Origin of the sequence: Stenotrophomonas sp. DR822 (genome assembly GCF_019793815.1) — a bacterium.
Lineage (GTDB): Bacteria > Pseudomonadota > Gammaproteobacteria > Xanthomonadales > Xanthomonadaceae > Stenotrophomonas > Stenotrophomonas indicatrix.
This window is the reverse complement of sequence record NZ_CP081826.1, coordinates 2,742,107-2,757,187: the sequence shown is the minus strand read 5'-3', so window position 1 is coordinate 2,757,187 and position 15,081 is coordinate 2,742,107. Positions and strand designations below refer to the sequence as shown.

The window sequence follows — 15,081 nt, the reverse complement described above, 5'->3', positions numbered from 1 at the left end:
CGCTGTACTGCATGAAATCCAGGCATGTCGCAGTTCATCGCGGCACTACTTGCCGATGCAGAAGCTGGAGAAGATCCTTCCCAGCAGGTCATCGGCACTCATCTGCCCGGTGATTTCGCCCAGCGCGTCGTGCGCCAGACGCAGCTCCTCGGCCGCCAGCTCCAGGTGCTCGTGCACCAGCTCGCCATCGGCCCGCTGCGCGTGTTCCTGCGCGCGTTCGATTGCATCCACATGGCGGGTGCGTGCGGAGAATTCGCCCTCCACCTGCTCCCCTGCCCCGGCCGAAGCGATCGAACGCAGGCGCGCGTGCAGCTCGTCCAGTCCCGCGCCGTTGGCAGCGGAGACGAACACGCGGTCCGGGTCGTCCCGCACCGGCATCGCATCCAGCAGATCCGACTTGTTGTGGATGTAGACCTTGTGCGGCACCGCCAGTACCGCTTCGCCGATCGCGGCTTCGCCGGCTGCCGGATCGCGTGCATCCAGCACGATCAACGCCAGGTCGGTGCGCTCGATCTCCGCGCGTGCGCGACGCATGCCTTCGCGTTCGATGGCATCGCCACCGTCGCGCAGGCCGGCGGTATCGACCAGGGTCAGTTCCAGCCCATCCAGGCGGATGGTCTCGCGCAGCGTGTCACGGGTCGTGCCGGCGATGTCGGTGACGATGGCACGCTCGCTGCCGGCCAGCGCGTTCAACAGCGAACTCTTGCCGGCATTCGGTGGGCCGATCAGCACCGCATGCAGGCCATCGCGCAGACGACGGCCACGCTCTGCGTCGCGACGCAGCAGGGCCAGATCGCTGCGCGCCTGTTCCAGGCCACGCCGCACCTGTGCACCGCCGAGTGTGTCCAGTGGCTCATCGGCGAAATCTATGGCCGCTTCCACGTGGATGCGCAGCAGCACCAGCTGTTCGACCACTGCCTCGATGCGGCGCGAGAACACACCATCCAGCGAACGGCGTGCAGCACGTGCCGCGCGGTTGTCCCCGGCCGCGATCAGATCGGCGATGGCTTCGGCCTGTGCCAGGTCCAGCTTGCCGTTGAGGAAAGCCCGTTCGCTGAACTCGCCGGGCCGCGCCTGCCGCGCGCCGAGCGCGATGCAGCGTGCGACCAGCTGCTGCAGCAGTACCGGGCTGCCATGGCCCTGCAGTTCCACCACTTCTTCGCCGGTGAAGCTGTTCGGCGCCGGGAACCACAGCACGATGCCATCATCGATCACCTCACCGTCTGCATCTCGCAGTCGCGCGTAGTGCGCGTGGCGCGGGCGCAACGTCGGTGCGCCGAGCGCGTTGGCAATCGCTGCGGCGCGCGGGCCTGACAGGCGCAGCAGGCCCACGCCGCCCGCGCCGGGCGCGCTGGCAATGGCCACGATGGTCTCGGTGCGCTTCATATCGTTCATCGCTCAGAGCTTCTCCAGCTGCGCGCGCGCCTGCGCCGCTCCACTACCCTGCGGCTGCAGCGCGAGGTAGGTGGTGTAGGCGTGCTTCGCCTTGGCCTTGTCGCCAACGTGGAAGTAGGCATCGCCCAGGTTGAGATGGGCCACCGCGCGCGACGGATCGATCTTCAGCGTGTTCTCCAGCCAGCGCGCCGCTTCGGCGTAGCGTTGCTGGCGGTAGTAGACGAAGCCGAGATTGTTGGCCGCCTGGGCAAAATCCGGGCGCAGCTTCAGTGCCTCGGCGAACTGCACGGCGGCTTCGTCGTAGCGCTTCTCGCGGTACAGCTGCAGGCCACGGTCGTTGGCCTGCTGCGAGCGCTGGCGGTCGGAGGCCGGTCCGGCCGTCGGCACCACCAGCTTGGCCTTGCCGCCCTGCAGGTCGGCCACGGTCACTGGCGCTTCATTGTTCTTGGCGTCCTGGGCAGCGTCGACCTTGTTGTTCAGGGCGATCGCATCGGCGGTCAGCTGGCGCGTATCGGCGTTGAGGTATTCCTGGCTGTCCGGCACCTGGAACACGAACTCGCCCCCCTGCGAGCCGGGCAGGCTGCCGAACGCCGGCGTCTGCTGCGACACCGCCGACACCGCTGGCGCCACATAGGCGGCCAGCTCGGTACCGGTGATCAGGCCATCGCCATTGAGATCGCCCTTGCCAGCCAATGCCTGCAGCAGCACCCAGGTGAACACCGAGTGGCCGTTCGGGCCGGCATCGGCCACCTGCTGGTCGGCACCGCCGGCGGTCAACATCTGCCGCGCGCTGCGGCGCGCGTTCTCGCGCAGGAACGACGACGACGACGGCCCGCCGCGGGTGAGGCCGAGACCGCTGTAGCAGGCATCCATCACGAACATCACATGCTTGGCCTGCATGCTCTCGGCAATGTTCTGGATGTCGGTCATCGCGATGGCATCGGTGGCGAATTCCTTCGGGTCCGAATCCACCGGGATGATGTAGCCGAGGTCGCGCCCGGAGGCAAGCTGGCGGGTGGCGCCGTGGCCGGCGAAGAACACGAACACGCGGTCGTTCTTTCCGGTGCGGTCGTCGGCCAGGCGGTCGTGGAAGGCGGCCAGGATGTTGTTGCGGGTGGCCTGCTCGTTCTTCAGCACGATCACCTGCGAGGACGGGAAGCCGAACTGTCCGGTGAGCGTATCGGCCACGGCCTGGGCATCGTGGCTGGCATATTCCAGCTTCGGCCACTTGGCGTAGTTGTCGATGCCGACCACGATCGCCCACGATTTTTCATAGCCGGTGGTGACGGTGGCATCGCGGTCGCTGCCCTTGCGCGGTCGGGCGACGCTGAAGTCGCGGCCATTCCAGCCGGCGAACTGGTAGCCGTCGGCGATCAGCCGATCGAGGATCTGCGGCAACGCCTTCACCGCGCGGTCGTGGATATCGTGGAACAGGATGATGCCGCGCTGCTCCTTGTTCACCTGGTCGAGCACGCGCTGCACGATCGATTCAGGCACCGGGTCGGCCCAGTCCATCGAATCGATGTTCCACATGATCGACTTCAGGCCCGCCTCGTTGAGCAGCTGCAGGCCTTCGGCGTTGCGTGCGCCATACGGGAAGCGGAACAGCGGCGCGCGCTTGCTGTCCACGTCCTTCAGCAGGGTGTCGGTGTCCAGCACCTGCTGTCGCAGCGCATCGCCGGTGGTGCGCGACAGCTGCGCATGGGTCAGGCTGTGGTTGCCGACGGCGTAGCCCTCTTCCATCAGGTTGCGGCTGATCTTGGCCATCGGCCCGAGGCTGACCTTGCCGTCGGTGTCGACCTTGCCCAGGTTGCGACCGACCTCGAAGAACACGCCCGGTACGTCATAGCGCTTGAGGATTGCCACCACTTCATCGGTATAGGCCTTGTGCGGGCCATCGTCGAAGGTCAGCACCACCGTCTTCGGTGGCAGGTCGCGGCCGAAGATCTCGCGGTCGCTGTCCTTCATCGACATCGGGTACGGCTCGATCACGCCGTAGTCGCGCAGGATCGCTTCGCGGCTGTAGTCCTTGTGCAGGTGCACGATGTAGTCGTCCCACTTCTCGCGCTTCAGGTCGATGGCACGGCTGCGCTCGAAGCGGCTGAAGATCCGGGTCAGCTCCTGGTTGTAGTTGCGCTCGATCTCGTCCAGCGCCTCCAGGTCTTCGCCGATGCGCTGGTGCAGCTTCACCGCCGGCAACGAGGAATCGGCGCCGATGCGTTCGTGCAGGTCACGCAGCACCTCGCGGAACGCCAGGCGATCGGCATCGAACAGTTCCGGTGCCGACTCGATGTAATCCAGCACCGTGCCCAGGGTAGCGAAGCGCTGCGGGCTGGTGCCGCGCAGCAGGGTGTCGAACTGCGTGGCAATGGCGCCGCGCTGTACCAGTCCGTCGTGGAACAGCTGCTGGCCGATGCGGGTGGAGGTGGTGCGATCGGCCGCGGACTGCTGTTCCTCATCGGCCAGCAGCACGATGATCCGGCGATAGCCGTCGAGCTGCTTCTGCAATGCGCCGAGCAACGGCGCGGCGGCCGGGTCGGCGGTAGCGGCAGCCTGTGCGCTCGGCTGGGTGACTGCCGTCGGTGCCTGCGCGTCCTTGTCGCCGCAGCCGGCTACGAGCAGGGTCAGCAGCAGGCTGGGCAGGAACAGGCGGAACGACGGCGCACGCGGCATGGCGGACTCGAACAAGGGGGAATGGTGTGCCGGCGATTCTAACGCCGCATGCGAAAAGCCCGCCTTGCGGCGGGCCTTTGCTGGGCCAGCCGGCCAGCGGCCGGCTCTACCCCTCGGCGCAGACGCGCCTTACTTCTTCTTGGCCGGAGCGGTGGCTGCCGTGGCCGGTACCGGGTCGCTGCCGTGGCGCTTGGTCATCCACCACTGCTGCAGCAGGCCCAGGCCACCGTTGACCACCCAGTACAGCACCAGGCCGGACGGCATGAAGGCCATCATGACACCGAACACCAGCGGCATGAACTGCATCATCTTCTGCTGCATCGGGTCCATGCCCGGTGCCGGCGTCAGCTTCTGGGTGAACCACATCACCGCCACGTTGATCACCGGCAGGATGAAGTACGGGTCACGGGCGGTCAGGTCCTGGATCCAGCCGAACCAGGGCGCCTGGCGCAGTTCGACCGATTCCACCAGCACCCAGTACAGGGCGAAGAAGATCGGCATCTGGATGAGGATCGGCAGGCAGCCGCCCATCGGATTGATCTTTTCCTTCTTGTACAGCTCCATCATCGCGGTCTGGAACTTCTGGCGATCATCGCCATAGCGTTCCTTCAGCTGTGCGATGCGCGGCTGGAAGCGACGCATCTTCGCGCCACTCTTGTACTGCGTCGCCGACAGCGGGTACAGCACGATCTTCAGCAGCACCACCAGGCCGACGATGGCCCAGCCCCAGTTGCCCACCAGCTTGTGCACCTGGTTGAGCACCCAGAACAGGCCCTGGCCGATCACCGCCATCATCGAGAAGCGGCTGTAGTCGACCACACGGTCCAGACCCGGCACGTCTTCCTTGGCGATCAGGTTGACCAGCTTCGGGCCGACCCACAGGCGGGCCTCGGTGCTGGTGGACTGGCCCGGGGCCACGGTGAAGGCAGGGCCACGCGCTTCGATCAGGTCACGACCTGCCACCTGCGACAGCACGTAGTGTGCGGTCTGGTCCTTCTGCGGGATCCACGCGGTGAAGAAGTGGTGCTGCAGCATCGCCAGCCAGCCGCCGGTGATGTTCTGGTTCAGCGCGCCATCGTCCAGGTAATCCTTGAACGCGCGACGCTGGTACTTCTTGTCGTTGTCGTACCAGGTGGCGCCGTTGAAGCTGAACGAGTCCGGGTTGGTCATGCTCCGCGACAGGATCGTCGGGCTGCGGTCCAGGGTGCGGTAGACGTAGCCGTTCCACGGCGCGGCACCGGCATTGCTGACTTCATCCTTGAAGCGGATCGCATACTCGTTGCGGCCCACGATCAGGGTGCGCTTGATGGTCACGCCGTTGTCGGCGGTCCATACGAACGGAACCTGCAGTTCGTTCTGGCCCTTGGCCAGCACGAAGTCGCGGGTCTCACCAACCAGCTTGAAGCCGTCGGCACCCGGCACCGGGGTGTTCTTGTCCTCGCTGGCCCAGCCGCTGATCGCGCTGTAGGGATGGGCGGGATCTTCGGTCAGCAGGCGCACCGGCGGGCTGCCTTCGTCCTTGCTCTGCGGGAACTGCAGCAGTTCGGCGTCGAGCACGCGGCCGCCATCGAGCTTCAGGCGCAGCACGTCGGTGGTGATGGTCACGGTCTGTGCGGACGGGGCGGCGCTGGCCTGGGCCTGTGCAGCGGCCTGACCCGGGGCACCGGGAACCTGCGCGCTGGGGATGCTGCCCGGGGACGCACCGGGGACGCTCTGGGCGGCGGCCGGGGCCGAGCTGGTCGTCGGCGCCGGGGTCGGGGCGGACTTTTCACGGCTCCACTCCATCCACAGCAGCACGGCCACCATCAGCCAGGCAAAGATCAGGAAAACACGGGTCTGGTTCATCAGCAGGCAGGCTCAGCGGGGCCGGGACGCGGTGCCGGCTCGGTGACGGAGGAAATGGCAATGCCATCAGGCGGCGGCATTGTGCCGTCCACGCCCGGCGCGGGCAATGCGCGCAGGCGCCGCAGCAGGCGCAGGAAGGCCTGGCGGATATCTTCGTTGCTGGCATGACGCGCAGCAGTACGAGCCACGACGACGAAGTCGCCTGGCTGTATGTCGGTTCGTGTCTGACGCAGGGCGTCGCGCAGGACGCGCTTGATCCGGTTACGCCCAACGGCGTGAGGATCGACCTTGCGGGAAACCGCCAGACCCAGCCTGGCCGGCCGGTCAGCCGGTAGCCAGTGCAGGGTCATCAGCGGATCGGACACACGGCGGGCGCCGTTGAAGACCGTTGAATATTCGGCACGCGTGCGAACCCGCGCAGAGCGAGGGAATCGCTTGCGCGGGTCTGCAGTATTCACTGTCGAATGGATTGCGTCTGCCGCTGGATGCGGCATGGCAATCAGGCGCTCAGGACTTTGCGGCCCTTGGCGCGGCGACGCGACAGGATCTTGCGGCCGTCAGCGGTCTTCATACGGGCACGGAAGCCGTGGTCGCGCTTACGCTTGAGGTTGCTGGGCTGGAAGGTGCGCTTGGTGGCCATGTGGGCCTCTCGTATGAATGGGACGGAAAGAACCGGAAATTTTAGAGAGGTGCCCCCCCTCCCGTCAACCCCTGTCTGCTACGCCAATTCACCGGGCTGTGCAATAGCTGTGGATCTTTTTGTGAATAAGTAGGGGACAAGCATTCCGAAGGCGGGCGCTCGGTGGTAGGCTGAGCCATCCATTTCCCCCCTTTCAGGCCTGTGTTTGGGCGCCTTTTCGCGCCTATGCATCGGCCACCGGACAATTATTGCTGATGGATGCCTGGTCACGTAGTCTCGAGCGACTCGAGGCGGAGTTCCCGCCCGAGGATGTTCACACCTGGTTGAAGCCGCTGCAGGCAGATCTGCGCGCTGACAGCCTTGTGCTGTATGCACCGAATGCCTTCATTGTCGATCAGGTGCGCGAACTGTACCTGCCGCGGATCCGCGAGCTGGTCACCCACTTTGCCGGTTTCGGCGACGTATTTCTTGAAATCGGCTCGCGTCCGCGGCCCGTGGACGCGCAGATCGCGCCGGTTTCCAGCCATTCGGCGCAGGCGCCGGTGCAGCCGCAGGTTCCCTTCGCCGGCAACCTGGACAACCACTACACCTTCGCCAACTTCGTGGAAGGCCGCAGCAACCAGCTGGGCCTGGCCGCAGCATTCCAGGCGGCGCAGAAGCCGGGCGACCGCGCGCACAATCCGCTACTGCTGTACGGGGGCACCGGCCTGGGCAAGACCCACCTGATGTTCGCCGCCGGCAACGCGATGCGTCAGGCCAATCCGGCCGCCAAGGTGCTGTACCTGCGTTCGGAACAGTTCTTCAGCGCGATGATCCGGGCCTTGCAGGAAAAGACCATGGATCAGTTCAAGCGCCAGTTCCAGCAGGTCGACGCGCTGCTGATCGATGACATCCAGTTCTTCGCCGGCAAGGATCGCACCCAGGAAGAGTTCTTCCACACCTTCAACGCGTTGTTCGATGGCAAGCAGCAGATCATCCTGACCTGCGACCGCTATCCGCGCGAGGTCGAAGGCCTGGAAGCGCGCCTGAAGTCGCGGCTTGCCTGGGGCCTGTCGGTCGCCATCGAGCCGCCGGACTTCGAGACCCGCGCTGCGATCGTGCTGGCCAAGGCCCGCGAGCGTGGTGCCGAGATTCCCGATGACGTTGCGTTCCTGATTGCCAAGAAGATGCGCTCCAATGTGCGCGACCTCGAGGGTGCGCTGAATACCCTGACCGCCCGCGCCAATTTCACCGGCCGTGCGATCACCACCGAATTCGCCCAGGAAACCCTGCGCGACCTGCTGCGCGCCCAGCAGCAGGCGATCAGCATTCCCAACATCCAGAAAACCGTTGCCGATTACTACGGGCTGCAGATCAAGGATCTGCTGTCCAAGCGTCGGACCCGGTCGCTGGCCCGTCCGCGCCAGGTTGCCATGGCGCTGACCAAGGAACTGACCGAACACAGCCTGCCCGAAATCGGCGACGCCTTTGCCGGTCGCGATCACACCACGGTGCTGCATGCCTGCCGGCAGATCCGCACCCTGATGGAAGCCGACGGCAAGCTCCGCGAGGACTGGGACAAGCTGATCCGGAAGCTGAGCGAATGATGCACGTACGCCGATGAGGCGTCACCGCATAAAACGGTGCAGAATCCGGTAGCAAGCGCGGGACAGGGTGTGGATAAAAATGCCGTTGGATTTCCCGGAAGATTTATCCACAGCTTTCCCCACCCCTTGGGGGCTGGTAATGCAGAGGGTTTCGAAGCCTGAAACCCCTTTTTTTACAAAGACTTAGCTGTGTTTTCCAGCGATTCTGGCTCTACCAGCACCACCAAGCTTTTGATTTATTCCACATTTTTTTAAAGCATAGGGGCACGGAACCACATGCGTTTCACACTGCAGCGCGAAGCCTTTCTCAAGCCGTTGGCACAGGTCGTCAACGTGGTCGAACGCCGCCAGACCCTTCCGGTTCTGGCCAATTTCCTGGTGCAGGTGCAGAACGGCCAGCTGTCGCTGACCGGTACCGACCTGGAAGTGGAGATGGTGTCGCGGATCGCGGTTGAAGATGCCCAGGACGGCGAAACCACCATTCCCGCCCGCAAGCTGTTCGAGATCATCCGCGCCCTGCCTGATGGCAGCCGGATCACCGTCTCGCAGACCGGTGACAAGATCACCGTGCAGGCAGGACGCAGCCGCTTCACCCTGGCCACCCTGCCCTCCAACGACTTCCCGTCGGTGGACGAAGTGGAAGCCACCGAGCGTGTCGCGATCGGCGAAGCCACGCTGAAGGAGCTGATCGAGCGCACTGCGTTCGCGATGGCCCAGCAGGACGTGCGTTATTACCTCAACGGCCTGCTGTTCGACCTGCGCGGCGACGCGCTGCGCACCGTCGCTACCGACGGTCATCGGCTGGCCCTGTGCGAAACCGATCTGGCCAAGCCCAGCGGTTCCAAGCGCCAGATCATCGTTCCGCGCAAGGGCGTGACCGAGTTGCAGCGCCTGCTGGAAAGCGGTGATCGCGAGATCGAACTGGAAGTCGGCCGCAGCCACGTTCGTGTAAAACGCGACGATGTCACCTTCACTTCGAAGCTGATCGACGGTCGCTTCCCGGATTACGAGGCAGTGATTCCGATTGGTGCCGACCGCGAGGTGAAGGTTGATCGCGAAGCGCTGCGTGCCTCGCTGCAGCGTGCTGCGATCCTGTCCAACGAGAAGTACCGCGGCATCCGCGTGGAAGTTTCGCCGGGCAACCTGAAGATCAGCGCGCACAACCCGGAGCAGGAAGAAGCCCAGGAAGAGATCGAGGCCGACACCACGGTCAGCGACCTGGCCATCGGCTTCAACGTGAACTACCTGCTGGATGCCCTCTCCGCCTTGCGCGACGAAGAAGTGATCATTCAGTTGCGCGACTCCAACTCCTCGGCGCTGGTGCGTGAATCGAGCAGCGAGAAGTCGCGTCATGTGGTGATGCCGTTGCGTCTCTGACAGCTGCGCCGTTCCACGTGGAACACATGGACGCCCGGGATCTCCGGGCGTCTTTTTTTTTGTTCCACGTGGAGCATCGTTGCGAATGCTTACCGTCGCCCTTTGTGGCTCGTTCCGATGTGACCATCCGCGTTGCCCTGATGGGTTGTCGGCGCAGGGAACCCACGGTCCCGGGAATCCAGCGGTGGAATCCACATGCTGAGATGACGAGACACGTTGGATATGAGCGCGCAGCGGGATCGGATCAAGCGGCTTCCGCCTGCGTGCTGACCTCTCTGTCCACAGGCCTCGTTCGTAGGAATTCGGCACCTCCCTAGCTTCTAAATCTGGGTATAAATCAAAAGCTTGGTGGTGATGGTAGGGCCAGATTTCATGTAAAAGTAGGCTATGTGTATGATTCAACAAGATTTTATAGGGCTGAAACCCCCTGTATATAGGCGATCAAGCCTGGGGGGGAACCTGTGGATAGTTTTACAGCCGAGGAAAAGTGCCTTTTTTATCCACAGTTCGCCCACACCTTGTGTATAAGTCATACAGGCCCGCTGTGGATGGCGTGGAACTGCCACTTTGAATTTCTTGAAATCTGTGGAACCTGGCAGGGGCGTTGGTCGCAGATTTCAAGAAATCTGGGGAGCACTGACTGCAATCTCGGTGTGGAGTCAGGCCATGAGCCGGGGAAACCGTCTTCGGAATGGCGAGATCTGGACGCCTTGAGCCTTGGCTTCCTGCCGGATTTGAACGATTTCGGCCACTGTCTCCGGCCGCCTGCATGCCGGCAGGCCTCCGCCACGTGGAACCGGTGTTCTCCAAGGCTGCAACGCCCCGCTGATGCCGGTCCACGTCCGATCCACGCTGGCTGGCTTGACCAATGCAGTAAGCTGGGTGATTCCCCGCCCCTCTACCGCCCTGTGCGGATGGTCTGTCGCATCCCATGCAGATTTGTCGTCTTGCCCTCCACCACTTGCGTCGTTTCGATGCGGTGGAGCTGTCGCCCCAGCCAGGGGTGAATCTGCTGACCGGTGACAACGGCGCTGGCAAGACCAGCGTCCTGGAAGCGTTGCATCTGATGGCCTATGGGCGCAGTTTCCGCGGGCGGGTACGCGATGGACTGGTGCGTCAGGGCCATGAAGCTCTGGAAGTCTTCGTGGAATGGGACGAGCAACGCGGTGATCTGTCCGTGCAGAGGCGAAAAGCCGGGCTGCGGCATAGCGGGCAGGAGTGGAAGGGGCGGCTGGATGGCGAAGACGTCGCCCAACTCGGAAACCTGTGTGCCGCCCTCGCTGTGGTGACCTTTGAACCGGGCAGTCACGCCTTGGTGAGTGGTGGTGGCGAGCCGCGACGGCGCTTTCTGGATTGGGGCCTGTTCCACGTGGAACCAGACTTCCTTTCCTTGTGGCGGCGCTATTCGCGCGCGTTGAAGCAGCGCAATGCCCTGCTCAAGCAGGGCGGGCCGTCGCGGATGCTCGATACCTGGGATCACGAGCTGGCCGAGGCGGGAGAACCGCTGACCAGTCGTCGGCAGCACTACCTGGAGCGACTGCAGTCCCGAACCATCGCCCTGGCCGAGGCACTGGCTCCGCAACTGGGAATCGTGGGCCTGAATCTGAGTCCCGGCTGGCGCCGGCACGAGGTTCCGCTGGCAGATGCCCTTCTGCTGGCGCGCGATCGCGACCGTCAGGCGGGTTACACCTCGCTGGGCCCACACCGGGCGGACTGGAGCGTGGCGTTCCAGAGCATCCCGGGGCGCGATGCGCTGTCACGCGGCCAGGCCAAGCTCACCGCCCTCGCCTGTCTACTGGCCCAGGCGGAGGATTACGCCGAGCAGCGTGGCGAGTGGCCCGTCATCGCGCTCGACGATCTGGCCTCGGAGCTGGATCGCACACACCAGGCCCGGGTACTGCACCGCCTGTTGGCGGCACCGGCGCAGATATTCATCACTGCAACAGAAACGCCTGCAGCACTGGAGACTCTGAGCAACATCACCCGGTTCCACGTGGAACATGCACAGATCGTGGCTGTGCCATAGTGGGCACGGCAAGGCCGCTCAGCCCCGGCTGGTATAATTCAGGCTGCTATCCCTTCATTCTCGGCACATCGCTCAAAGCGGTGTCCGACCTGCGGAGCCTACGGCAAGCGCAATGACCGACGAACAGAACACCCCGGCAAACAACGGCAACTACGACGCCAACAGCATTACGGCCCTGGAAGGCCTGGAGGCTGTCCGCAAGCGCCCAGGTATGTACATCGGCGACGTCCATGACGGCACCGGCCTGCATCACATGGTGTTCGAGGTCGTCGACAACTCGATCGACGAAGCCCTCGCCGGCCATGCCGACCACGTGTCGGTGACGATCCATGCCGACGGCTCGGTCGGAGTGTCCGACAACGGTCGCGGCATTCCGACGGGCAAGCACGAGCAGATGAGCAAGAAGCTCGACCGCGACGTGTCTGCAGCCGAAGTCGTGATGACGGTCCTGCACGCAGGCGGCAAGTTCGACGACAACAGCTACAAGGTTTCCGGCGGCCTGCATGGCGTGGGCGTCAGCGTGGTCAACGCGCTGTCGCAGAAGCTGGTCCTGGATATCCATCAGGGCGGTTTCCACTACCAGCAGGAATACGCCGACGGCGCAGCACTGCATCCGCTCAAGCAGGTCGGTCCCAGCACCAAGCGCGGTACCACCCTGCGCTTCTGGCCGTCGGTAAAGGCTTTCCACGACAACGTGGAATTCCACTACGACATCCTGGCCCGTCGCCTGCGCGAACTGTCCTTCCTCAATTCCGGCGTCAAGATCGTGCTGGTGGACGAGCGTGGTGATGGCCGCCGCGACGACTTCCATTACGAGGGCGGCATCCGCAGCTTCGTGGAGCATCTGGCGCAGTTGAAGACGCCGTTGCACCCGAACGTGATCTCGGTAACCGGCGAATCCAACGGCATCACCGTGGAAGTGGCGCTGCAGTGGACCGACTCCTACCAGGAGACGATGTACTGCTTCACCAACAACATTCCGCAGAAGGACGGCGGTACCCACCTGGCCGGCTTCCGTGGCGCGTTGACCCGTGTGCTCAACAACTACATCGAGCAGAACGGCATCGCCAAGCAGGCCAAGATCAACCTGACCGGCGATGACATGCGCGAAGGCATGATCGCGGTGCTGTCGGTGAAGGTGCCGGACCCGAGCTTCTCCAGCCAGACCAAGGAAAAGCTGGTCAGCTCGGATGTGCGTCCGGCCGTGGAAAGTGCGTTCGGCCAGCGCCTGGAAGAGTTCCTGCAGGAAAACCCGAACGAAGCCAAGGCCATCGCCGGCAAGATCGTCGACGCTGCCCGTGCCCGCGAAGCCGCGCGCAAGGCCCGCGACCTGACCCGCCGCAAGGGTGCGCTGGATATCGCCGGCCTGCCGGGCAAGCTGGCCGACTGCCAGGAAAAGGATCCGGCACTGTCCGAACTGTTCATCGTCGAGGGTGACTCGGCAGGTGGCTCGGCCAAGCAGGGTCGCAACCGCAAGAACCAGGCGGTGCTGCCGCTGCGCGGCAAGATCCTCAACGTGGAACGTGCACGCTTCGACCGCATGCTGGCGTCCGACCAGGTGGGTACGCTGATCACCGCGCTGGGCACCGGCATCGGTCGCGACGAGTACAACCCGGACAAGCTGCGTTACCACAAGATCATCATCATGACCGACGCCGACGTCGACGGCGCGCACATCCGCACCCTGCTGCTGACGTTCTTCTACCGTCAGATGCCGGAGCTGATCGAGCGTGGTTATGTCTATATCGGCCTGCCGCCGCTGTACAAGATCAAGCAGGGCAAGCAGGAGCTGTACCTGAAGGACGATCCGGCGCTGGACAGCTATCTGGCCAGCAGCGCAGTGGAGAACGCCGGGCTGGTGCCGGCCAGCGGCGAGCCGCCTATCGATGGCGTGGCGCTGGAAAAGCTGCTGCTCGCCTACGCTGCCGCGCAGGACACGATCAACCGCAATACCCACCGTTACGACCGCAACCTGCTCGAAGCGCTGGTCGACTTCATGCCGCTGGAGCTGGAAAACCTGCGCAACGCAGGTCCCGGTGAGGGCCTGGACGCGCTGGCCAAGCACCTCAACCAGGGCAACCTCGGCAGCGCCCGTTTCACCCTGGAGCTGCAGGAACCCAACGAGCAGCGTCCGGCTGCGGTGCTGGTCACGCGCAGCCACATGGGCGAACAGCACATCCAGGTGCTGCCGCTGTCGGCGCTTGAAAGCGGCGAGCTGCGTGGCATCCACCAGGCAGCGCAGCTGCTGCACGGCCTGGTCCGCGAAGGCGCGGTCATCACCCGTGGCGCCAAGTCGATCGAGATCGACTCGTTCGCGCAGGCTCGCAACTGGCTGCTGGACGAAGCCAAGCGCGGCCGTCAGATCCAGCGATTCAAGGGTCTGGGCGAAATGAATCCGGAACAGCTGTGGGATACGACGGTGAACCCGGAGACCCGCCGCCTGCTGCAGGTGCGCATCGAAGATGCGGTCGCCGCTGACCAGATCTTCAGCACCCTGATGGGTGATGTGGTCGAACCGCGTCGTGACTTCATCGAAGACAACGCGCTGAAGGTCGCCAACCTGGATATCTGACACAATCGGATGGTGGCCGGCGCGCGGGGAGGCGCGCCGGCTTTTGTCCCTTGATCGCAGGTAATCGATGTCCGCTTCCGCCCCGGTTTCCGCTCCGCCGCCGGTTCCACCGGCTACTGTCACGCCCCGCGCCTCCTCGCCGCTGGCGGGCTTCTTCATCGATCTGGGAATCGCTGCCGTCACCCTGTTCGGGCTGAGCCTGGTGGGCGGGCTGATCTGGGGACTCTATCGCGGCATCGTTGTGGGATACGCCAGCGCCAAATCCGGCGGTGGCACGCCTGACCCGGCAGCGGTCACCCAGCAGCTCGGCCAGCCCGGTGCTCTTGGGCAGATCCTGATGGCACTGGTCGCTACCGGCGGCGCAGCACTGCTGGTGTACTTCTGGCGCCGACCGGCCAACGCTGCAGAACGCCAGCGTTCGCGCGACGCGCTCCGTCGCCCCTCCACCTGGGGTTGGACCCTGCTGGTGGCCAGCGCGATCGTGATCGGCAGCAACGGCATCGCCTTTGTGGCCAAGCAGATGGGTATCGAGCCGGTACCGACAAACCTCGAACTGATGCAGAACGCGGTTGCCCGCTTTCCGCTGTTCCTGACGTTGTTTGCCGTGGTGCTTGCACCCGCCTACGAGGAACTGCTGTTTCGCCGGGTCCTGTTCGGGCGCCTGTGGCAGGCCGGGCGGCCGTGGCTGGGGATGATCCTGAGCAGCCTGGCCTTCGCGCTCATCCATGAAATTCCCGGTACCAGCGCCAATGGCCCGGCCGAGATCGCCCAGCTATGGCTGGTCTATGGCGGCATGGGCGCCGCGTTCTGCTGGCTGTACCGCCGCACCGGCACCTTGTGGGCAGCGATCGCCGCCCATGCGCTGAACAATGCGGTGGCGCTTGCGGCGCTGGTGTTTTTCGGGGCAACGTAAGGCGCTGTCCGCTTGACGAAAGATTAAGCAGACCCGTTACACACTGGGCTTCTG

Annotated in this window: 10 protein-coding genes; 5 read left to right on the top strand and 5 right to left on the bottom strand. The window is 64.4% G+C overall.

What is annotated here, in order from left to right:
* Nucleotides 1-45: 45 nt before the first annotated feature.
* The 5 genes from mnmE to rpmH all read right to left on the bottom strand — a co-directional run bounded on the left by mnmE (nucleotide 46) and on the right by rpmH (nucleotide 6,553).
* A complete protein-coding gene (mnmE, locus tag K5K93_RS12700; protein WP_222388075.1) occupies nucleotides 46-1,395 on the bottom strand; it encodes a tRNA uridine-5-carboxymethylaminomethyl(34) synthesis GTPase MnmE in 1,350 nt (449 codons plus the stop codon).
* A gap of 3 nt (nucleotides 1,396-1,398) precedes the next feature.
* Nucleotides 1,399-4,068 carry a polysaccharide deacetylase family protein gene (locus K5K93_RS12695; protein ID WP_222388074.1) on the bottom strand — a complete coding sequence of 890 codons (2,670 nt, stop codon included), beginning with the start codon at nucleotides 4,066-4,068 and terminating at the stop codon, nucleotides 1,399-1,401.
* A gap of 129 nt (nucleotides 4,069-4,197) precedes the next feature.
* A complete protein-coding gene (gene yidC / locus K5K93_RS12690; protein WP_093820380.1) occupies nucleotides 4,198-5,913 on the bottom strand; it encodes a membrane protein insertase YidC in 1,716 nt (571 codons plus the stop codon).
* Nucleotides 5,913-6,407, bottom strand: coding sequence for a ribonuclease P protein component (gene rnpA / locus K5K93_RS12685; protein WP_025875580.1), 495 nt, complete (start codon nucleotides 6,405-6,407; stop codon nucleotides 5,913-5,915). The genes yidC and rnpA overlap by 1 nt, the downstream gene beginning before the upstream one ends.
* A 5-nt stretch (nucleotides 6,408-6,412) precedes the next feature.
* Nucleotides 6,413-6,553, bottom strand: a complete 141-nt coding sequence (rpmH, locus tag K5K93_RS12680; protein ID WP_006404565.1) for a 50S ribosomal protein L34 — start codon at nucleotides 6,551-6,553, stop codon at nucleotides 6,413-6,415.
* 254 nt (nucleotides 6,554-6,807) lie between these two features.
* On the opposite strand from rpmH, the gene dnaA reads away from it, so the two are divergent.
* The 5 genes from dnaA (at nucleotide 6,808) to K5K93_RS12655 (ending at nucleotide 15,027) form a co-directional block, all read left to right on the top strand.
* On the top strand, nucleotides 6,808-8,139 hold the full coding sequence (gene dnaA, locus K5K93_RS12675) for a chromosomal replication initiator protein DnaA (RefSeq protein ID WP_025875573.1): 1,332 nt from the start codon (nucleotides 6,808-6,810) through the stop codon (nucleotides 8,137-8,139).
* Nucleotides 8,140-8,415: 276 nt separating this feature from the next.
* Nucleotides 8,416-9,516 carry a DNA polymerase III subunit beta gene (dnaN, locus tag K5K93_RS12670; RefSeq protein ID WP_005411731.1) on the top strand — a complete coding sequence of 367 codons (1,101 nt, stop codon included), beginning with the start codon at nucleotides 8,416-8,418 and terminating at the stop codon, nucleotides 9,514-9,516.
* A gap of 931 nt (nucleotides 9,517-10,447) precedes the next feature.
* Nucleotides 10,448-11,542 carry a DNA replication/repair protein RecF gene (recF, locus tag K5K93_RS12665; protein ID WP_222388073.1) on the top strand — a complete coding sequence of 365 codons (1,095 nt, stop codon included), beginning with the start codon at nucleotides 10,448-10,450 and terminating at the stop codon, nucleotides 11,540-11,542.
* 112 nt (nucleotides 11,543-11,654) lie between these two features.
* Nucleotides 11,655-14,114 carry a DNA topoisomerase (ATP-hydrolyzing) subunit B gene (gene gyrB, locus K5K93_RS12660; RefSeq protein WP_093820374.1) on the top strand — a complete coding sequence of 820 codons (2,460 nt, stop codon included), beginning with the start codon at nucleotides 11,655-11,657 and terminating at the stop codon, nucleotides 14,112-14,114.
* 67 nt (nucleotides 14,115-14,181) lie between these two features.
* On the top strand, nucleotides 14,182-15,027 hold the full coding sequence (locus tag K5K93_RS12655; protein ID WP_032978482.1) for a CPBP family intramembrane glutamic endopeptidase: 846 nt from the start codon (nucleotides 14,182-14,184) through the stop codon (nucleotides 15,025-15,027).
* The last annotated feature ends 54 nt before the right edge of the window (nucleotides 15,028-15,081 follow it).